This window comes from Streptococcus cristatus, from assembly GCF_003943505.1.
Classification (GTDB): domain Bacteria; phylum Bacillota; class Bacilli; order Lactobacillales; family Streptococcaceae; genus Streptococcus; species Streptococcus cristatus_E.
Genome location: NZ_RJPS01000008.1, coordinates 25,586 through 46,340, shown reverse-complemented (window position 1 = coordinate 46,340; position 20,755 = coordinate 25,586). Strand labels below are relative to the sequence as shown.

Sequence of the window (20,755 nt, the reverse complement as noted above, 5' to 3'; positions counted from 1 at the left end):
TTCTTCCCCTATTTGACTAAGTCGATGAAATTTTTGATAGACGATAAGCCATCCGGCGTGCCAATACTTTCTGGATGATACTGAAAACCATAAATGGGCAGGTTCTTGTGCTGGATAGCCATGATCGAGTTGTCATCAACTGCCCAAGCTGTCACTTCAAAGTCCTCTGGCATCTCTTCAATCAAGATCGAATGATAACGCATAACTGGTCGTCCATCTTCTATTCCCTCATAGATTGGAGATTTTCCTTCAAAACGCAGAATACTCTGCTTGCCGTGCATAACCTTGGGAGCCAAGCCTAGCTTTCCGCCAAATACTTCTGCAATGGCTTGGTGCCCCAAGCAAATCCCCAAAATCGGCTTTTTACCAGCAAAATCGCGGATAAGCTCTTCCATCCGTCCTGCATCTGCTGGCCAGCCTGGACCTGGAGACAGCACCAAAGCATCAGCTTCTTCTGCCGCTTGATAAAGGCCTGCATCATCATTTCGCAAAACCTTAACTTCTGCGAAATTGCCGATATATTGGGCTAGATTGTAAGTAAAAGAATCATAATTATCAATCAATAAAATCATTGCATCTCTCCTATCTTGGTCATTGATTTGGCTTTGTTGATGGTTTCTTGGTATTCATTAGTAGGGATCGAGTCATAAACAATACCCGCTCCAGCTTGAACATAAGCTCTGCCATTTTTCAAAATCATAGTGCGTATAGCAATGGCAAAATCCATATCCCCTGTCGCAGACAGATAGCCGATAGCCCCTGCATAAACGCCACGCTTTTCCTGCTCCAGCTCATAAATCCGTTTCATGGCTCGAATCTTAGGCGCGCCCGAGACGGTACCGGCCGGCAGGGTGGACTTGAGCGCATCCATGGCTGTCAGTTGGGGCAGAAGCTGACCACGGACCACGCTGGTCAGATGCATGACATAGCGGAAATACTCCACTTCCATGTACTTAGTGACTTCCACGCTGTTATTCTGGGCAATTTTACCAATATCATTACGCCCCAAATCAACTAACATGCGGTGTTCCGCCACTTCCTTCTCGTCAGCCAGCAGCTCCTCTGCCAAGGCTTTATCTTCTCTTTCATCCTTACCACGCGGTCTGGTTCCAGCAATAGGATTGGTCGTGACCTGACCCTGCTTGACAGACACCAAACTTTCTGGGCTGGCTCCGATAATCTGATAATCTCCGAAATCATAAAAGTAGAGATAGTTGGAAGGATTGGTCACGCGCAGATTGCGATAGTAATCCAGCGGTCTGCCAGAATACTCTGCTGAAAAACGCTGACTGAGTACACATTGGAACATATCTCCCTGCCGAATCAAGCTCCGCGCATCTTCCACCATTTTTTCAAAAGCCGTCTGCTCGATATGGCTCTGGAAGTTCAAACTGGACAGTTCCAGTGGTGAAAATTCATCTGCTGCTGGCTGCGCCAGCTCAGTCATGATTCGCTCCAGACTAGTAGCCAAATCAGCTTCGCTTCTATTACTGTAGAGCGCCTCCTCAACGATATAGACCTTGTCTTTTTTATGGTCAAAAACCATGTAACTCTCATAGACGAAAAAGTGCATATCCGGCGTTCCAATCACATCAGCTGGAATCTGGCCAATCTCCTCATAGAGGGAAATCATATCATAACCGACAAAGCCGATGGCTCCACCACCAAAAGGCAGGTCTGAATGATGATCTTTTTTTACTGCCAACTCATGCAGATAGTCCAAGGGATCTGCCTCGATTACTTGCCCATTCTTTGTTAACTGGCCATTTTCATAGCGAACTTCAAAGACTGGATTATAAGCTAGGATAGAAAAACGAGCTGTCTCGCTATCTCTCGGAATACTTTCCAAAATCACCTTGTGGTCGCCCTGAATCCGCATATAAGCCAGAATCGGCGATAAAATATCAGCTGGTAAAATCTTTTGCATAATGTTTCTTTCTATTTAATCAGAAGCGTTCAAGGAGGTGCAATCTGCTAGTTATGACTGCATTCGCAAGAACAGATAGCACCTGTCCACTGTCATAACTTGCTCCAGAACTACAGAAAAACGCCCACACAGTTCATCCTGTGAGGGCGTGTCATCGCGGTGCCACCTCAGTTATGGAGTTTTTAGGCTCCACATCTCATTTGTTATTATAGTCATTTAAATTGCTTTTGGTACAAGGCAGCATACTGGTTTACAGCAAAGTAGGCTAACAAAGTAATAAAAGATCAACTAAAGGACAAAATTTTGATTCCAACAGCCCATTTCATAACTTCTCCTGCCTGTTTACAGCAACCACAGACTCTCTGAAAGAAGGAATGTTACTACTCTTCTGCTGGGTATTTTATTTTCGTTTTTCTAGATAGTCAGCAATGGCTGCCACGTCCTTGTCTCCACGCCCAGATACATTGATAATGATGATTTGATCAGATGACAATTGCGGAGCTCTCTTAATCGCTTCAGCAATGGCGTGAGAGCTTTCAATTGCTGGCAAAATTCCTTCCTTTTGTGTCAAGAGAAGCAAGGCATCCACAGCTTCATCATCTGTCGCTGCTACGTATTCTACTCGACCAGAATCTTTAAAGAAAGCATGTTCAGGACCAACTCCAGGATAGTCCAAACCTGCTGAAATGGAGTAAACCGGTGCCACCTGACCATCTTCAGCAAAGACAGCGTAAGTCTTCATACCATCCACTACTCCAACACTTCCCTTGGTCATGGTAGCTGCGTGCTGGTCTGTATCAAGGCCTCGTCCAGCCGCTTCAACTCCCACTAACTTAACTTCTTCATCTGCCACATACTGAGAGAAGGCGCCGATAGCATTGGAGCCGCCACCTACGCAGGCAATAACATAGTCCGGCAAGCGGCCCTCCTTGTCCAAAATCTGCCGACGTGATTCTTCACTGATCACCTTTTGGAATTCATGGACAATGGTCGGATAGGGGTGAGGTCCGACAGCAGAACCCAAAACATAGAAGGCTTCCAAATCACTCATCCAAGCTCCAAAGGCTGCATCCACCGCATCCTTGAGGGTTTTGGTTCCTGTTTCCACCGCGTGAACAGTCGCTCCCATCATTTCCATGCGGAAGACATTGAGGCGCTGGCGTTCTACATCCTCTGCACCCATGTAAACATCGCACTTCATACCAAACTTAGCTGCGGCTGCCGCAGTTGCCACACCATGTTGGCCAGCTCCAGTTTCAGCGATAACCCGTGTCTTGCCCATGCGCTTAGCTAGAAGAATCTGTCCCAAAACATTATTTAGCTTATGTGAGCCCAGATGATTGAGATCTTCCCGCTTCAGATAAATCTTAGCCCCGCCCAGATGCTGGGTCAGACTTTCTGCAAAGTAAAGCGGAGTTTCCCGGCCTGAATAATCCGCCAAATAATGTCGGTATTCATTTAAAAATTCTGGGTCATCCTTATACTTCTCAAAAGTTGCTTCTAATTCATCCAGCAAGGCCTGGATAGGCTCTGGTACAAAGGAACCGCCGAATTGTCCAAAATATCCTTTAGTTTCTGTCATCTTGATTTCCTCTTTTCTTTATTTTCAAGCAAAACAAAAGCCCACACACAGAAAAACTCTGTGTGAGGGCGTAAAATCGCGGTGCCACCTCAATTATGGAAAAAGTATAGACTGCCTCCATATCTCTGTCTTGTCTAACAACAAGTCGCACTGTAAGGTGTGCTCACCGAATTTTTATTGTTTCAAATTCATTTTTTTGCATCAGCCCACTTCATAACCTCCCACTACCTGTTTCCACCAACCACAGGCTCCCTGAAAGTAGAAAAATTATTACTTTTCTGATGATTGTTTAAAATTATAAAGCTTCTAAAGTCTTTTGTCAAGAGAAAAAACAGAAAAAGAATTATTTTTTATAAAAAATTCCATAAACTCCGAACTTTTCCTTGGCTAATCCCTCTTGAAAGCGTCATCTTGGCGATTTTTCCAGATTTTCTGACCAAGCTGAAATGCCCGCCAAGCTAGATAACCACCCAAAGTATTGGTCCAGAGATCATCAATCTCAAAGACTCGATTGGCGTTGATGAGAAGATCAAGTAGAATCTGAGTCACTTCGATAGACAGACTCATAGCAAAGCTCATCCAGACAACTTTCTTGGTACTCCGCAATTTTGGAAAGAGGCAAAGCAATTGAAAAACCAATGGCGACAGCAAAAAGATATTAGCTAGATTTTGGATAAAGACCTTGACCAGCTGGATCCAAGAAGTAATTTCGCCAATATTAACAAAGGAATTAAAAGGAACCAAGAGAACCACTACTCGACCAAAATACTGGATACCTGGCGTTTCCATTCCCGGCTCTGGAACCTGAGGAATAAAGCACAGGATGCAGAGCATCAAGAAATAGAGTCCACATCCTCCTACAAGCAATTTCCGGCCTCGAGCCGTCAGCTCACCATCTGAAGTCAAATAATTCTTAAGGCTGAACATTTTCAACAAGTGCTTTCTCACGATCTCGCTTCATAGTATTGGAACGCAACTGGCCGCAGGCTGCATCAATATCTGTACCATGCTCCTGACGTACCACACAGTTAACTCCGTTTTTCTTGAGGGTATCGTAGAAGGCCATCACGCGCTCTTTGGGACTGCGGCTATATTGGTCGTGCTCGCTGACTGGGTTGTAAGGAATGAGATTGACATAAGACAGTTTCTTGATATTTTTCAGCAATTCTGCCAATTCCTTGGCCCGCTCCACTCCATCATTGACTTCGTTGAGCATGATGTACTCAAAGGTCACTCGACGGTTGGTAGTTTCGATATAATATTCAATGGCCGCAAAGAGTTTCTCAATCGGAAAGGCACGGTTGATTTTCATGATACTAGAACGCAGTTCATTGTTGGGTGCGTGCAGTGAAACAGCCAGATTGACCTGCACGCCTTCATTGGCAAAGTCACGGATCTTATGAGCCAGCCCTGAAGTCGAAACAGTGATATGACGGGCACCGATGGCCAGCCCCTTATCATCATTGACCGTCCGTACAAACTTCAAGACATTCTTATAGTTATCGAAAGGCTCGCCAATCCCCATAACGACGATGTGGCTGACCCGCTCGTCCTGACCACGCTCGTCAAAATACTTCTGCACCAGCATAATCTGCGCAACAATCTCACCATTATTGAGGTCGCGTTGCTTTTTAATCAAACCAGAAGCACAGAAGGTACAGCCGATATTGCAGCCAACTTGGGTGGTCACACAGACAGAAAGTCCGTAGTGCTGGCGCATGAGCACCGTCTCAATCAGCATGCCATCCGGCAGCTCAAAGAGGTACTTGACCGTACCGTCAGCCGACTCCTGAACAATACGTTGTTTAAGCGGATTGACAACAAACTTATCATTGAGCTTAGCAATCAAGTCCTTGGACAGATTGGTCATTTCCTCAAATGACTGGACACGCTTGCGATAGAGCCACTCCCAAATCTGGCTAGCACGAAATTTCTTTTCTCCCTGAGCTTCTGCCCATTCAATCATTTCTTCTCGCGTTAAGCTATAAATCGATGGTTTCATGTTTCTCCTTTATTTCTGACGAATGACAAAATGGCGTTGCGATTGGCTAGATGCCGCTTGCTTTGCCTGTTTACCTTGTTTCTGTTGTTTGTTCTTGTTTACCTTTGGACGATGTTTTTGCTGATCATCCTTCGTTCTTTTAGAGCCACGTTCCCTAGAAATTTCTGGATGTTTTTTGCTGTCCGATTTTCTCTTATGATGGGATTTTTTGTCAAAGGCAGCCCGTCTTGGCTGAGCATTTTCCAAAACAAAATAGGCGCAGCCATAATTACAATATTCTAGCAAATAGTCTTGCAAACGGCTGATTTTCTCTGCATTTTCCTTGGCTTTCTCATCCCGATAAAAACCGCGCAACCGCAACTGTTCATTGCCCCAATCGCCGACAATATAGTCAAATTTATTCAGAATTTCTGAAAAGCGTTGGTGAAAAGCCGTCAAGTCAAAGGCCTCTTTATAATTCTCCACCAATTCAAACTCAAATTTTTCTGCAATTATCTTGCTGCCCATTTGCTTAAATTCTGGGCCAGGGAATTTATTGTAATTATACAACTCAGGTGAAATTTCTTTACGCATACCTATCCTTTGTCACTCATCTATCTTACTTCATATTATTTTATCACAAAACAAGGGGAATTTATATTTTTTCAGAAGAAAAAGATCTTTCTGTAAAAAGTCAGACGATTTAATAAAAACTGCTAATCTTTTTTTAAAAAGTCCTTCGTTCGTCTCTAAAAGTTAAAAATCTTAGCCGAAACTAAGATTTTTTGGTTTTTTCTAAATAATCAATCGCGTCCTGAAGGGTTTTGACCGGCACGATTTTCATATCCGTTTTGATTTCCTTAGCTGCTTCAAGCGCCGTTTCATAGTTGGTCTTGGCTTTGGGATTAGCCTTTTTTTCTTCCTCGCTGACAGGATTATCCGGAGCAAAGAAAATTGTCGCTCCGATCTTGGCAGCAGAGACGACTTTTTTGTCAATCCCACCAATATCACCAACCTTACCTTCTCTGTCAATGCTGCCCGTTCCCGCAATCACGCGGCCGTCTCGCAAGTCAGGATTAGCCAATTGAGTATAGATGGCTAGGCTAAACATGAGGCCAGCACTGGGACCACCGATACCTTCAGTCGAAAATTCAATCGGAACACTACTGTTGACCTCCGTACGGTCAATCAAACTAATACCAATTCCATTTTTGCCATTTTCCAGCTTGATGATTTTCCCTGTCGCTGTCTTAGTTTCGCCATCTTCCTCGTAGGTCACCTTGACACTATCGCCCAAGGCCTGAGAATTCACATATTTGACCAAATCTTCTGAGCTTTCAAAGGTCTTGTCATTGACTCCTGTCACCGTATCCGCAATATTCAAAATCCCTTTAAAGGTCGAATTTGGAGCTACTTTCAGAACATAGACACCCAGATAGTTCATCTTGATGTCTTTTCCTGCAGCTTTGAGACCTTGGTATTTGGCCATATTCTGCGACGTTTCCATATAAAATTGGTTAATGCGCATATATTCAGCATCGCTTGAACCACCTGTCATATCCTGAGCTGAATAAATATCCGTAAAAGGCGTCAGCCAAGCGTAGACCATATGAGCAAAGGTCGCATGCTGGATCCCAACCGTTACAAAATTGTAGGAACCTGCTGCCTGATCCTCTTTTCCGTCCACAGTCAGAACCTTTCGAATGTCTTCTGCCCCCCCAGGCACCTCAATATAGTAAGGCAATGGAACAATGAAAGAGAATAGGAAGAGCACAAGCACGATAATCGAGGCCGCTCCAGCACAACCAACTACTTTTAAACCACGTTTATTTTCCTTTGTCATCTTTTCCGGATTTGTCATGTCATTATTCATCTTTTTTCTCTAACTCCTCAATCACACTCACTGGTACATAGGCAGAAAGATCCTGCTGAAAAGCAATCAATTCCCGCATCGCTGAAGAACTGATGTATCGGTAGGCCGGCTGACTCAACAAAAAAACGGTCTCCAATTCAGGTGCTAAGTCCTTATTAAAAAAATGCAGGCTAGCTTCATAGTCCAAGTCCTGACCGTTGCGTAGGCCGCGGACAAGGGCAGTCACACCTAGTCTTTTTGCCACATCGACCGCCAATTCATCATGGGAAGTGATAACTTCCACATTTTCCAAATGCGCCAAAGCCGCTAGAACCATTCTTTTTTTCACATGGATGTTAAAAAATCCTTCTTTGTGAGGATTGTAGAAGATGCCCACATACAGGCGATCAAACATCCGACTGGCACGCTCAATCAAATCCACATGTCCGTTGGTAATGGGATCAAATGACCCTGTAAAGAGTCCGATTTTATCTGACATAGACCGTCACCTTTGAAATTCCATATATTTTTTGCTTCCAGATACCCAAGTCTGCGATTTCTTCTGGCAAATCAACCGACTTGTCTGTCTCACAAACAATCATAATATCCTCACTCAAGAGCTTGCGCTCCGCCATTTTTTCAATATCCGCAATAATCTGCTCCTTGGCATAGGGCGGATCTAGTAAAACCAGATCAAACGGACCAGTCAACTGCTCCAGTGCCCGACTCGACTCCATCTTGAGCAGCTCAAAGCGCGCTGCTTCCTTGGTCATGGCAATATTTTCTGCCACGATAGCTTGCGCCCGCCGATCTTTTTCAACCAAAATAGCCGACTCCATACCACGAGATACCGCCTCAATCCCCAGACTGCCGCTGCCTGCATACAGATCCAGCACCCGGCCGCCATCGAAATATGGCCCAATCATATTAAAAATCGCGCCCTTGACCTTATCTGTCGTAGGTCGCGTTGTCTTGCCATCTAATGTCTTGAGGGGTCTGCCCCCGTACTTTCCTGAAACAACTCTCATAAAAAACATTATAACAAAAATATTGAAAAGCTGATAGTAATTGCTAAGGCTGGACTTTATTCTCTAGCAAAAAACGGAAACAAGGCTATTTCCGTTCGAAGTCTGTTTTAGAGTCATTCCGCCGAAGACTAAAATGGTCTGGGACTGGATCGTCCCCTTCCTCGGACCAGGGATGGCAGCGACCAATTCTTGCCAAGCCCATCAGCAGCCCCTTGGCTCCGTGCTTTTCAATGGCTTCAATCATGTAATTGGAACAGGTCGGCCGAAAACGGCAAGAAGGGGGAAAGGCAGGGGAAATAAAGCGCTGGTAAAAACGAACCGGCGCTATCAATATTTTCTTAATCATTGTTTCTTAGTTTTGGTCACAGCCAAATTATGCAACTGGCTGACTTCCTTTTTACTCAATCGACGTGCTTCACCTGGCTTGAGGCCAGTTAAATCCAAATGTCCAAACTGAGTCCGTGAAAGCTTGTCCACTGGTAACCCCACCGCTTCAAACATCTTCTTGACCTGATGATTGCGCCCTTCGTGGATGGTCAACTGAACAACCGAACGATTCTTCACCGGATCGACCTTAAGAATCTCATAAACCGCTGGCTTGGTTTTCTTGCCCTCAATGACCAGACCATGGGTCAGCGGACGCAGAACTTCCTTATTGGCCACACCCTTGACACGCGCCACATAGACCTTGTCAATTTCATTACGCGGGTGAATCATTTCATCCGTGAAGTCACCGTCATTGGTCAAAATCAAGGCGCCAGAAGTATCCCAGTCCAGTCGACCAACGGGATAAATCCGCTCCTTGACCTGTGGCAGCAAATCAACGACTGTCTTACGCCCCTTGTCGTCTGTCACACTGGAAATCACCCCGCGCGGTTTATTGAGCAAGTAGTAGACCTTTTCTTCATTGTAGATAGGCTGACCTTCTACTTCCACTCGGTCGCCCGACTTGATGGTAGTTGCTAACTCACGCACTACCTGACCATTCACGGTTACCAGCCCCTGCTTGATCAATTCCTCAGCCTTTCTCCGGCTGGCAATTCCCGCATGGGCAATGTATTTATTGATTCTCATCGATATTGTCCTTTCACAAGATACAAAGAGCATTTTCACAACTTTAACAGCTTGAAAAATGGCAAATAGGGAAAGCAGCGCCTCCCTCAAAGCTTGGAACCGTTCAGAAAACGTCCCTTATAGGATGAACTTGTCATTCTCCGAAAAGCTGACTTTCCTCAGCAATGAGCTCCGCTTCGTCCACAATCGGCAATTCGTCCAAATGGTTGATACCCATATAGTCTAAGAAATAATCCGTCGTCACATAAAGATTGGGACGGCCAATGACTTCCTTCTTACCATCTTCCCGAATCAGCTCAAAGGCTAGTAACTTCGAAATCGCCCCGCTGGAATTGACCCCGCGAATATCATCAATCTCCACCCTTGTAATGGGCTGCTTGTAAGCAATGATCGACAAGGTTTCCAGTGCCGCTCGGGATAAGCTCTGGTTAATCGGTGCCCGCGAATACTCTCGTAAAATTTCAGCAAATTCAGGCTTGGTGACCAACTTATAGGTCTTTGACGTTTCCAGCAAGGTCAAGCTGGAGTCTGGATTTGTCTGATAGTTCTCCGCCAATTTTTCCAAACTCTGGATGACACCAGTCGGCGGCAAGGAAAGGATTTCTGATAGCTGATGAACTTTCAGACCGTCTTCCCCCGCCACAAAAAGCAGGGCTTCAATCTCTGCTAATTTACTCATTCTTTCTTCCTACTAAATAAATATTTCCAAAGTTTTCCTCCTGAATGACCTGCACCTCCTGAACCTTGACCAACTCCAAGGTTGCTAGAAAGAGCGTAATCACTTCATTCATGTCTTTGGTTTCTGCAAAAATATCCTGCAGGGCAAGGCGTTTGTGAGCCCGACAGCGCTGGCGCACTACTTCCATCATGTCCTCAATCTTGTACTCATCTCGCACAATGGTCGTATGACTCTTGGAAAACTCCTCCTGCTTCTTGGTCATCACCTTGGAAAAAGCTAAAAAGAGATCAACGGCTGTCTTGTCATGCAAGAGTTCAGCGTCTTCATAGACCAGTTCCAGCCTGGGCTTGGAGTAGTAAAGAGCCCGGTCCTCATGCTGGAGGGACATTTTCTGCCCCAGCAACTTGAACTTCCGATATTCCTCAATCTGACTCAGCAAATCCTGCTCCAGATCATCTTCCAGATCCACCTGATCCACCACCTTGGGCAGGAGCTTGCGACTCTTGATCAGCATGAGCTGACTGGCCATGACCATGTATTCTCCCGTCACTTCTAGACGCATGGCCTGCAGAGTAGATACATAAGCCAGATATTGCTCGATGACCTCGGTAATGGGTACATCGTAAATATCCATCTGATACTTGGATACGAGGTGGAGCAACAAGTCTAGCGGCCCCTCAAAATCTTTTAACTTGATATCCATTCTTATCTGTATTTTTCTAATGTAATCACTGTCTTCAAGCCCAGATCACGAGCGATGTCGTAGATACCGACACCTTTTTCTCGCTGGCGCAGGATAAATTGCTCCCGCAGGCTTTGGGCTGACAAACTGGTCTGCCCCTGCTCAATCAAGAAGGCCTCCAGCTGGCGAAAGCCCCATTGGCGCGAATAGGACTTACCATTCTTTTCAAATAAATAAGTCCCTGTCAAATAATCGCCCAACTCGCTCGTCAGACTTTCAGGGATCTTAATAATCCGCTTCTGCCCAGCCTTCTCGATCCGCAAAACCTGGAAATCAAGATTGACATCTTCAACCTTGACCTGCAGGATTTCACTTGGCAAGAGACCCATTTCCAAAATCAAGAGCGCTATCAGCCGGCCTTGTGGTACCGTAGAAGTTTCCCAAAAGGCTGATAAGTCTATCAGCTCGCTTCCCAGTTCCTTGGAAATAGCGACTTTGGGCAGAGTCAAGCGGTGAAATTCACCAATCATCTTGTTCTCGTAAAGATAGTAAAGAAATTGATTGACCGCTGAGAGCTTCCGCTTCTGGACAGCCGCCTTGAAATCCTTGATAGAGGCTTGATAAATCCGCAAATTGGTTTCCGTCACCTTGCTGTGGATTTCATTGACAAATTGCTCCAAATCGTAGGAATAGGCTAATTTTGAATTTTCTGAGATATTTTTTTGTTCTAAAAAAGGAGTGATTTGTTCTTTCATTTTTTGGAAATCTCATACTGACTCGTGAAGGTATGCATCAACGAGTTTACAGCTTTTAAAATCGACTTTCTAGTAATGATGCCATAAAAATGGTGTTCTTTATCCACAACAGGCAGGAAAGACTCATCCACCAGCTTGTGCAAAACATCCGCAATCTTGTAATCTGGCTCGACCGTCAGACCATCCTTTCGTGTCATGTGGACAATGTCCATAGACATAAACTCTTCCTCTGCCAGCTCATGCTGCATCCGATAGGCCATGATGTCCGTCAGAGAAATGGTGCCAACGAACTTTTTCTCCGCAGTCACCACTGGAATGCGTGAATAAGTCATCTGGCTAAGCAAGAGAATAGCATGATCCACATTGTGCGTGTCAATCATGACCGCCAGATTCTCCCCCGGCGTCAAAAAAGTGTCTTCATGTTGCAGTAGATAATCTTCAAATTCCTTAGCAATCATCGTGCAAACTCCTTAGACAAGCTTGGATAGAGCTCATGATTTCGCGTATAGAAATCAATCTTAAAACGGTCATCGTCAATCTCTACCTTAGCGTAAAGACGTTCGTTGATTGAGCCACGAGGTTGGCTAATGGAGCCTGGATTGAGAAAGAGAGTCTTGCCTTGCATCCAAGCATCTGGAACGTGTAAATGCCCATAGAGACAGATATCTGCTCCTACTTCCTGAGCCCACAGATCCAGCTTTTGGAAGCTAAAGTTGATATTGAAAAGATGACCGTGAGTCTGAGCAATAATAGTCCCATCCAAATCTGTCACCAGCCGCTCTGGATAGCCAGGATAAAAGTCCATATTGCCCGCCACGACATGAATCCCTTTCCAGACTTCATCCTCAAAAGGTAACTCTGAGTCTCCATCATGGAAAATAGCATCGACTTTTCCTAGATAATGATCTTTAATTGCTTCGACAATGGCACGGTCCCCATGGGAATCGCTCATTACGATGATTGTTTGCTTTGCCATGCTGGAAATACCTCCAATAATTTTTGCACTGCTTGCGCACGATGGGACTGGGCATTTTTCTCTTCGATTGTCAGCTCAGCTGATGTTTTTCCTGTTTCTCCAACTAAGAACAAAGGATCATAGCCAAAGCCATTTTCACCTTTTGGTTCATGGGCAATGTAGCCAGGCCAATCCGCTTCAACCACCAAGGATTCCTTATCTGGACTTGCGACCACCAGAGTCGTGTGGAAATGAGCAGAGCGATCTTTAATATCAAAGACCATGGCCAGCTCATGCAAGAGCTTGATATTATTTTCATCATCTGTCGCACCAACACCAGCAAAGCGAGCGGACCAGACGCCTGGTAGGCCACCCAAGACATCCACTTGCAGGCCTGAATCATCTGCCAAAACCATTTTGCCAGTCAACTGACTAATCGTTTCAGCTTTAAGGCGGGCATTCTCTTCGAAGGTCATACCCGTTTCAGCCACTTCTGGCAAATCAGGATAGTCATTCAGATTTTCTACCTCGTAGCCCAACTTCCCGAAAAGCTTGCGAAACTCTGCTGTCTTGCCCTCGTTACGCGTTGCAATCAAGAGGGTATCCTTGACATCTTTTGCTCCCAGAAAGGCTTGTAAATCTACACCAGTCTGCGGCAGATGGACATAGAGGAGTTTCCCCCCTTCAACCAAGAGAAGGGATCCCTGTCGCTGCAACAGTTCCAAGCTTCGACCCGTTTCCTGGTTTAAAATATCCAGCAAGAAGGTCAAAAAGCGAAAGGCTGAGCCATAGCGAATGACCGTGATATTTAAGGGCAGGCCTAGTTCTTCTTTCGCCAAAATACTCTCTAGGCGGTCTAAAATCTCAGAAGCTTCGGCTGGCACTCGCTCAAATTCACTGTAAGAGGCACTTTGTCCCCATTCAGCTACATACCAGTCAGAAGCATCTTTGTATTCATAAATGTTCTTTGTCATAAGGTCACATGCTCCACATTGACTTTCAGATTCAGCCAGTTTTCAGCGATTTCCGCAAATCTCTTAGCATTGGCTGTAGTATAAAAACGATGGTTCAGTTCGTGCTTCTCACGGCTACGATTGATTTCAAAATAATTGAGCAGGACAGAAATATCCCGTACACACTCAGCCCCGCTGTCAATCAGCTTGACGCTCGGCCCCATCATATTTTGAATAATCGGCCGAAGCAAAGGATAATGAGTACAGCCCAAGACAAGGGTGTCCACCTTGCCCGCCAGAGGATGGAGGGTCTCATAGACCACCTTTTTGGTCAGGCTGGACTGGAGCTCATTTGACTCCACCAGCGGGACAAACTTAGGACAAGCCAAGCTCTGCACCTCCATCTCGGGAGATAGAGCCTCAATCTTTTGTCGGTAAATATCGGACTGAACCGTCATAGGAGTCCCGATGACCCCAATCTTGCCACCAGTCGTAGACTTGATGGCAGCGCTAGCTCCGGGCAAAATCACACCTAGGACAGGAATGTCCAACTTAGCCTTGACTTCCTCCCAGACAACAGCTGTGGCAGTATTGCAGGCAATAACAATCATCTTGACATCCTTGGTCAAGAGAAAATTGACCAACTGCCAAGTATAGTCCCGAATCTGCTCCGCCGGCCTAGGACCATAGGGAGCCCGAGCCGAATCACCTATATAAACCACTTCCTCGTGGGGGAGTTGCCGCATCAATTCACGGACAACAGTCAGACCGCCCACCCCCGAGTCTAAAAATCCAATCGGTCGGTTATCCATACAGTCTTCTTTCTAAAACAAGGGATTGGAAGCCTAGCCCAAATCCCCATTTTTTATATAGAAATCTCCGTCTGCCACCAAAGGACGGCTGAGAGAAGCTTATTTTTTGTTTTTATTTTTAGCAACTGCTGCTTTTTGTTGGTTGATGATTTGACGGTAAACTTGTTGAACACGTGCTTCACTTGGTTTTTGACCATTAGCACTGAGCAACATCCGCACCGCTTCTACATTGAGACGTGGATTTTCCGCAAATTCCTTTTCGACCTGACGGCGAAGCAAGTACATACCCAGCAAAATCCCACCAAAGAAAGCCAGCATAATCAATAAAATTGCTAACAATGTATTCATAATAATCCGAACTCCTGTTTCATTTTTTACATTACTCTTTATTATACCAAATTATCTCTATTTTTCAAAATCAAAGCCATAGAGAGTCGCGAAATAATCTTCTGGCCTCTCTGCCCGACGAATCATGCGAGCCTGACCATTTTCCTCTAAGAGAATCTCGCTAGAGCGCAACTTGGCATTGTATTGATAGCCCATGGAGAAGCCGTGGGCACCAGTGTCGTGAATGACCAGCGTATCGCCAATCTGACTAACAGGAAGCTCCCGCTGGATGGCAAATTTGTCGTTGTTTTCACAGAGGCTGCCGACCACATCGACAATCTCCGTCGGTCCTTCTGGCCTATCCATATTGGTAATATGGTGATAAGCGCCGTACATAGCGGGACGCAGGAGATTAACCGCTGAAGCATCCACTCCCAGATAGGTCCGATAGGTCTGCTTTTTGTGAGTCACCTTGGTTACCAAAAGACCGAAAGGAGCCAGCATAAAACGGCCTAGCTCTGTGAAAATCTTGACCTGCGCCAGACCAGCTGGTGTCAGGATTTCCTCATAGGCCTGACGAACTCCTTGACCGATGACCGCAATGTCATTTTCCTCGCCATCAGGCTGGTAGTTGACTCCGACACCCCCAGACAGATTGATAAAGTCTAGCTCAACTCCTGTCTCAGCCACTACTTCTACAGCCAGTTCGAAAAGCTGCCGCGCCAGTGCTGGATAGTAGTCATTGCTGACAGTATTTGAGGCCAAGAGGGCATGAATACCGAACTTCTCTGCCCCCAGCTCCTTGAGGTCTTTGAAAGCCTGAATCAGCTGCGCTTTAGTCATACCAAACTTGGCTTCCTCTGGATGATCCATAATGCTGGTCCCCAGCTCAAAGACACCGCCGGGATTGTAGCGACAGGAAATCACCTTGGGAATCCCGGCCACTTCCTTCAAGAAAGCTACGTCTTCATAGGCATCTAGATTGATGGTCGCGCCCAACTCCCGGGCAAGACGAAATTCCTCGGCTGGCGTATTATTGGACGAAAACATAATCTCATCCCCTGCAAAGCCCAGCTTTTGACTCATGAGCAGCTCCACATAGCTAGCACAGTCCACCCCGCAGCCTTCTTCCTTGAGGATTTTTAAAATAGCAGGATTTGGTGTCGCCTTGACGGCAAAATATTCCTTAAAACCAGGATTCCAAGCAAAAGCCTCATGCAAAGCCCGTGCTCTCGCTCGAATCCCCTTCTCATCATAAAGATGGAAAGGCGTTGGAAACTGCGCGGTCAGCTCCGCCAAGCACTCACGACTGATAAATGGAGTTTTCATACACGCTCCTACTTTCTCTTTTACTGACAATATTATACCACAAGTGTAGGCTGGGGAGGAGAAAAAGAAGCCACAAGGGCTTCTTCTTAACGTTTCTGATTTATGAAATTAGTATAAGAATACTAGATAAAACTAAGATTTAAACGAAGTGATAACCATCTAATTTAAATGATATTCAGTTTTTATCTTATCAATACTATTAATTAGCCCCGGTTTCCTTAAGCTTACCTCCTTAAAATTGCTAGATTTTAGTTTTTCATCGTGTAAATAGTGATATAACTCATCTTTATAAGAAGATAATAATCTATATTTTGGAAATTGTATCTCAATCAAATCACTAGAAAAAGCGCTTAACATTTTTTTATTTCTAAATAATTTTACATTGTATTTTATAGAGCACGGAGCATCTATAAGAATATTAAATCTCAATGTATTATCGCCTTTTATTAAACGTTGATTGATAGAGAAATTAAAACAATCTTGACTATAAGGAGATAGTAATTCAATTATTGGTGTTAATGTCCTATCACAAAATACTGCCCCTCCTAAATTTCTAACGAAACGTTTCTCCGAGGATAGATATGGTATCTCAGTCTCACTTTCAATTTCTTGATTTTCCTTATTCACTAATTCAATTCTAATTGATTGTTTATAGTCAGGCAAGCTATTAGAAAAGAATTTAACAATATTGTGATCTGTTAATTTCTTTGAAAACAATATTTTAATATCACCCCCACTTAAACTACCGCTCTCCACTTCTGATTTTAAGATTATTTTATCTTTTTCATTTTCCTTATTTAAATAGTGGATTTTAACTTGATAATTTTTTAATGAGTTTTCCTTGTTCCCATTGTTAAAAATAACGAAATCTAGATCTTGGGTGAGTACATCGAAACCATTTTGTATCACAATATCTTCATAAAAAAAATCATTAACACTAATATTATCAACTACTAAGTTTTGAATTACTAAGTCATCATTTGAATTTTCAATAACTAATTCATTCTCAATATAATTTTTATATACTCCATCATTCTGAAAAATAGCTAACTCAACTCCATTAAATCGTTTTGGAACATTTCTAACATCAATTCTTTTAATTTTCACTTTCTTAAATTTTGATAAAAATGTTTTATTAAATAACCAACCAATGCCCCCAACTATTATTAGAAATATCCAAAAAACAAAATCAGAAATAAAATTGATAAATATATCATTTAATTCATTTAAATCAAACAATTCTCATCTCCTAAAATCTTATTTTATCCTCATTATATCAAAAAACACGGCTTCTCACCGTGTTTCTATGTTTATTTCACCAACTTCTTCATCTCATCAATCCGCGCTACGGTCGCGTCGTATTTAGCTTGGTAGTCGGCTTGTTTGTCGCGTTCTTTTTGGACGACTTCTGGTTTGGCATTGGCTACGAAGCGTTCGTTAGAGAGCTTTTTGCCGACCATATCCAGTTCTTTTTGCCATTTAGCCAGTTCCTTGTCGAGGCGAGCTAGTTCTTCTTCGACATTGAGGAGGTCTGCCAGTGGCAGGTAGATTTCTGCTCCTGTGATGACGCTTGACATTGCGAGTTCAGGTGCAGGGATGGTTGATGCGATTTCCAAGTGTTCTGGATTTGTGAAGCGTTTGATGTAGTTGACATTGCTGTTAAAGAAGGCTTCCAGGTCGCTATCGCTTGTCTTAACAAGGATGGTGATTGGCTTGCTTGGTGCTACGTTTACTTCCGCACGCGCATTCCGAACGGCACGGATCAAGTCTTTAAGGCTTTCCACACCAGTGTGAGCCGCAAGATCTTCAAAGGCTGGGTTGACAGTTGGGTATTCTGCTGTCACGATAGAGCCTTCTGAGATTTGTCCAAAGATTTCCTCTGTCACAAATGGCATGATTGGGTGAAGGAGACGAAGGATCTTGTCCAAAGTGTAAAGGAGAACAGAACGTGTGATGACCTTCTCTTCTTCGTTATCGCTATAAAGGACTTCCTTGGTCAACTCAACGTACCAGTCCGCAAACTCATCCCAGATGAAGTTGTAGAGGATGTGACCAGCCACACCAAATTCAAACTTATCAAAGTTTTCAGTAACTTTTCCGATCGTTTCATTGAGGTTGTGGAGAATCCAGCGGTCTGTCACGTTGCCAGCTTCCTTGTTGGCAACTTTTTCCACATTGGCCGTTGCTTGGTCAAGGGTCAAGCCTTCATTGTTCATAAGGATGTAGCGAGAGATGTTCCAGATTTTGTTAATGAAGTTCCATGAAGCATCCATTTTCTCGTAAGAGAAGCGCACGTCTTGACCTGGTGCAGAACCGTTTGAAAGGAACCAACGAAGGGCATCGGCACCGTATTTCTCGATGACATCCATCGGGTCAATCCCGTTTCCGAGAGATTTAGACATCTTACGTCCTTGCTCGTCACGGATGAGACCGTGGATAAGCACGTTTTGGAATGGCTGACGACCAGTGAATTCCAGAGATTGGAAGATCATCCGAGACACCCAGAAAAAGATGATGTCGTAACCTGTTACCAAAGTTGAAGTTGGGAAGTAACGCTTGAAGTCTTCTGAGTCGACATCAGGCCAGCCCATGGTTGAGAACGGCCAAAGAGCCGAACTGAACCACGTATCCAAGACGTCTTCGTCCTGAGTCCATCCGTCGCCTTCTGGAGCTTCCTCACCAACGTACATTTCACCCTCAGCATTGTACCAAGCAGGGATTTGGTGACCCCACCAGAGCTGACGAGAGATTACCCAATCGTGGACATTTTCCATCCATTGGAGGAAGGTATCGTTGAAACGAGGTGGGTAGAATTCTACCTTGTCTTCTGTATCTTGGTTGGCAATGGCATTTTTAGCCAATTGGTCCATCTTAACGAACCATTGCGTAGACAAGCGTGGCTCAACCACTACACCTGTACGTTCTGAGTGACCAACACTGTGAACACGTTTTTCGATTTTAACGAGGGCACCGATTTCTTCCAACTTAGCAACGACCGCCTTACGAGCTTCAAAACGGTCCATGCCTGCAAATTCGAAGGCCAAGTCATTCATAGTTCCGTCGTCGTTCATAACGTTGACTTGTGGCAAGTTATGACGTTGACCAACCAAGAAGTCGTTTGGATCGTGAGCGGGCGTGATTTTCACGACACCCGTACCAAACTCAGGATCTGCGTGTTCGTCGGCAACAATTGGGATTAGTTTATTAGCGATTGGAAGGATGACATTTTTACCAATCAAGTCCTTGTAGCGTGGGTCTTCTGGATTTACCGCAACGGCAACATCCCCAAACATAGTCTCAGGACGAGTGGTCGCTACTTCAAGGGCGCGTGAACCGTCTTCCAGCATGTAGTTCATGTGGTAGAAGGCACCTTCGACGTCCTTGTGGATGACCTCGATATCAGAAAGGGCTGTGCGAGCTGCTGGGTCCCAGTTGATGATAAACTCACCACGATAGATCCAGCCTTTCTTGTAAAGTTCGACAAAGACCTTGCGAACCGCTTTTGACAGACCCTCATCCAGCGTGAAACGCTCACGAGAATAGTCCACAGAGAGACCCATCTTGCCCCACTGTTCATTGATGGTTGTCGCGTATTCATCTTTCCATTCCCAGACTTTCTCGAGGAATTTCTCACGACCCAGGTCATAACGACTAATGCCCTCACCACGCAAGCGTTCCTCAACCTTAGCCTGAGTGGCAATCCCCGCGTGGTCCATCCCTGGAAGCCAGAGCGTATCAAAACCTTGCATACGTTTTTGACGGATAATGATATCCTGAAGAGTCGTATCCCAAGCATGACCAAGGTGGAGTTTCCCAGTTACGTTTGGTGGTGGAATAACGATTGAATAAGGCTTAGCCTTTTTATCGCCTGAAGGCTTGAAAACATCAGCGTCAAGCCATTTTTGATAACGACCAGCCTCAACCTCGGCTGGATTGTATTTAGGTGAAAGTTCTTTAGACATGTGTTTGTCCTTTCTAGTTATTCTAGTTTTTAAAAATTTGAGTATTTCATTTCCCACTCACTTCTCAGCAAGCCATAAGCAAACTCTGCACAGCGATTGCCTTGGGCATCTTTGCGATCCCGGATGCGAGCTTCAAGGGTGAAGCCAAGTTTCTCAGCGACTCGTTGACTTTGTTTATTGTAATCAAAACATCGAATTTCAACCTTGTGGAGTTTAAGAATGGTAAAAGCAACTTCTATCAAAGCACTAACAGCTTCTGGCACATACCCGTTCCCCCAATAATCTGGATGCAGGAGGTAGCCAATTTCAAAGACATCATCTTCATGGCGGTGATTGAAATCACAAGAGCCAATAACTCGGTCTTCCCCCTTAACTGTAATGCCATAGCCAGACGGAAGTTCCTTTTTTTCTAGATTTTCAAAATAGCGATTTTCAAAATAGTCACGCTCTGTTTCCAAGCTATCTACAGGAGGAAATCCAGCTGGATAACAGACTTCAGGCAGACCAGCATAAGCAAACATATCCTCCACATCATCTGCCGTTCGCTGACGCAATATCAACCGCTCAGTTTCCAACCTTGGCAACTCTTTGCCATTATAAGATTCAAGAAGTTTCATTCACCCCTCCTTTCCGCCACATAAAAATAATCCCTTCCTAGTAAGACTAGAAAGGGACGAATGTGTTTATCCGCGGTACCACCCAATTTCGGGCAAGCGCCCGCATCTTTGTTTATTTCATTTTCATCTCATCAGCAACCAGCTTTGACACATTTGTGGACTTCTCAGCACCGCCACTTTCTGTAAAATGCTTGACTCAAAACACCTCTGATGAACCTATTCTATCACCTTTCCAGCGAA

The 20,755-nt window shown here is 44.6% G+C and carries 23 protein-coding genes and 1 other annotated feature; all 23 genes read right to left on the bottom strand.

What is annotated here, in order from left to right; genetic code table 11:
- Positions 1–8 precede the first annotated feature (8 nt).
- Entirely contained in the window at positions 9–572 is a 564-nt protein-coding gene (locus D8792_RS07845) for an aminodeoxychorismate/anthranilate synthase component II (protein WP_125373593.1), read from the bottom strand.
- Positions 569–1,927, bottom strand: a complete 1,359-nt coding sequence (gene trpE, locus D8792_RS07840) for an anthranilate synthase component I (protein WP_125373592.1) — start codon at positions 1,925–1,927, stop codon at positions 569–571. The genes D8792_RS07845 and trpE overlap by 4 nt, the downstream gene beginning before the upstream one ends.
- Positions 1,928–2,327: 400 nt before the next feature.
- Positions 2,328–3,509, bottom strand: a complete 1,182-nt coding sequence (gene trpB, locus D8792_RS07835; protein ID WP_125373591.1) for a tryptophan synthase subunit beta — start codon at positions 3,507–3,509, stop codon at positions 2,328–2,330.
- A 61-nt stretch (positions 3,510–3,570) separates the two neighbouring features.
- Positions 3,571–3,799: a binding site (T-box leader), on the bottom strand.
- A gap of 97 nt (positions 3,800–3,896) precedes the next feature.
- Positions 3,897–4,436 (bottom strand): VanZ family protein, encoded by a 540-nt coding sequence (locus D8792_RS07830; RefSeq protein ID WP_125373590.1) that lies wholly within the window; start codon positions 4,434–4,436, stop codon positions 3,897–3,899.
- On the bottom strand, positions 4,423–5,511 hold the full coding sequence (gene rlmN / locus D8792_RS07825; RefSeq protein WP_125373589.1) for a dual-specificity RNA methyltransferase RlmN: 1,089 nt from the start codon (positions 5,509–5,511) through the stop codon (positions 4,423–4,425). Before rlmN ends, D8792_RS07830 begins: the two co-directional genes overlap by 14 nt.
- Before the next feature lie 9 nt (positions 5,512–5,520).
- Positions 5,521–6,084 carry a YutD family protein gene (locus tag D8792_RS07820; RefSeq protein ID WP_125373588.1) on the bottom strand — a complete coding sequence of 188 codons (564 nt, stop codon included), beginning with the start codon at positions 6,082–6,084 and terminating at the stop codon, positions 5,521–5,523.
- A 181-nt stretch (positions 6,085–6,265) separates the two neighbouring features.
- On the bottom strand, positions 6,266–7,333 hold the full coding sequence (locus D8792_RS07815) for a SepM family pheromone-processing serine protease (protein ID WP_221763071.1): 1,068 nt from the start codon (positions 7,331–7,333) through the stop codon (positions 6,266–6,268).
- Between the two features lie 22 nt (positions 7,334–7,355).
- Positions 7,356–7,841: a pantetheine-phosphate adenylyltransferase gene (gene coaD / locus D8792_RS07810; RefSeq protein WP_125373587.1), complete on the bottom strand. Its 486-nt coding sequence runs from the start codon at positions 7,839–7,841 to the stop codon at positions 7,356–7,358.
- Entirely contained in the window at positions 7,831–8,370 is a 540-nt protein-coding gene (gene rsmD, locus D8792_RS07805; RefSeq protein WP_125373586.1) for a 16S rRNA (guanine(966)-N(2))-methyltransferase RsmD, read from the bottom strand. The genes coaD and rsmD overlap by 11 nt, the downstream gene beginning before the upstream one ends.
- Positions 8,371–8,455: 85 nt before the next feature.
- Entirely contained in the window at positions 8,456–8,716 is a 261-nt protein-coding gene (gene yidD, locus D8792_RS07800) for a membrane protein insertion efficiency factor YidD (RefSeq protein WP_185758431.1), read from the bottom strand.
- On the bottom strand, positions 8,713–9,444 hold the full coding sequence (locus D8792_RS07795; protein WP_125373585.1) for a pseudouridine synthase: 732 nt from the start codon (positions 9,442–9,444) through the stop codon (positions 8,713–8,715). The genes yidD and D8792_RS07795 overlap by 4 nt, the downstream gene beginning before the upstream one ends.
- Positions 9,445–9,577: 133 nt before the next feature.
- The gene (gene scpB, locus D8792_RS07790; RefSeq protein WP_125373584.1) at positions 9,578–10,123 is read right to left on the bottom strand and encodes an SMC-Scp complex subunit ScpB; all 546 of its coding nucleotides are present in this window, start codon (positions 10,121–10,123) and stop codon (positions 9,578–9,580) included.
- Entirely contained in the window at positions 10,116–10,826 is a 711-nt protein-coding gene (locus D8792_RS07785) for a segregation/condensation protein A (protein WP_125373583.1), read from the bottom strand. Before D8792_RS07785 ends, scpB begins: the two co-directional genes overlap by 8 nt.
- Positions 10,827–10,828: 2 nt before the next feature.
- Positions 10,829–11,560, bottom strand: a complete 732-nt coding sequence (gene xerD / locus D8792_RS07780; protein WP_125373582.1) for a site-specific tyrosine recombinase XerD — start codon at positions 11,558–11,560, stop codon at positions 10,829–10,831.
- Positions 11,557–12,018, bottom strand: coding sequence for a cyclic-di-AMP-binding protein CbpB (cbpB, locus tag D8792_RS07775; RefSeq protein WP_125373581.1), 462 nt, complete (start codon positions 12,016–12,018; stop codon positions 11,557–11,559). The genes xerD and cbpB overlap by 4 nt, the downstream gene beginning before the upstream one ends.
- A complete protein-coding gene (locus tag D8792_RS07770; RefSeq protein ID WP_125373580.1) occupies positions 12,015–12,536 on the bottom strand; it encodes a metallophosphoesterase in 522 nt (173 codons plus the stop codon). Before D8792_RS07770 ends, cbpB begins: the two co-directional genes overlap by 4 nt.
- Positions 12,512–13,489 (bottom strand): nucleoside-triphosphate diphosphatase, encoded by a 978-nt coding sequence (locus D8792_RS07765; protein ID WP_125373579.1) that lies wholly within the window; start codon positions 13,487–13,489, stop codon positions 12,512–12,514. Before D8792_RS07765 ends, D8792_RS07770 begins: the two co-directional genes overlap by 25 nt.
- On the bottom strand, positions 13,486–14,280 hold the full coding sequence (gene racE / locus D8792_RS07760) for a glutamate racemase (RefSeq protein WP_015605535.1): 795 nt from the start codon (positions 14,278–14,280) through the stop codon (positions 13,486–13,488). Before racE ends, D8792_RS07765 begins: the two co-directional genes overlap by 4 nt.
- Before the next feature lie 99 nt (positions 14,281–14,379).
- Entirely contained in the window at positions 14,380–14,628 is a 249-nt protein-coding gene (locus tag D8792_RS07755; protein ID WP_015605536.1) for a YneF family protein, read from the bottom strand.
- 57 nt (positions 14,629–14,685) lie between these two features.
- Positions 14,686–15,936 (bottom strand): diaminopimelate decarboxylase, encoded by a 1,251-nt coding sequence (locus D8792_RS07750; protein ID WP_125373578.1) that lies wholly within the window; start codon positions 15,934–15,936, stop codon positions 14,686–14,688.
- A 159-nt stretch (positions 15,937–16,095) separates the two neighbouring features.
- Positions 16,096–17,175, bottom strand: coding sequence for a hypothetical protein (locus tag D8792_RS07745; RefSeq protein WP_125373577.1), 1,080 nt, complete (start codon positions 17,173–17,175; stop codon positions 16,096–16,098).
- 71 nt (positions 17,176–17,246) lie between these two features.
- The gene (locus tag D8792_RS07740) at positions 17,247–19,898 is read right to left on the bottom strand and encodes a valine--tRNA ligase (RefSeq protein WP_125373576.1); all 2,652 of its coding nucleotides are present in this window, start codon (positions 19,896–19,898) and stop codon (positions 17,247–17,249) included.
- A 29-nt stretch (positions 19,899–19,927) separates the two neighbouring features.
- On the bottom strand, positions 19,928–20,515 hold the full coding sequence (locus D8792_RS07735; RefSeq protein ID WP_125373575.1) for a GNAT family N-acetyltransferase: 588 nt from the start codon (positions 20,513–20,515) through the stop codon (positions 19,928–19,930).
- Positions 20,516–20,755: the final 240 nt, after the last annotated feature.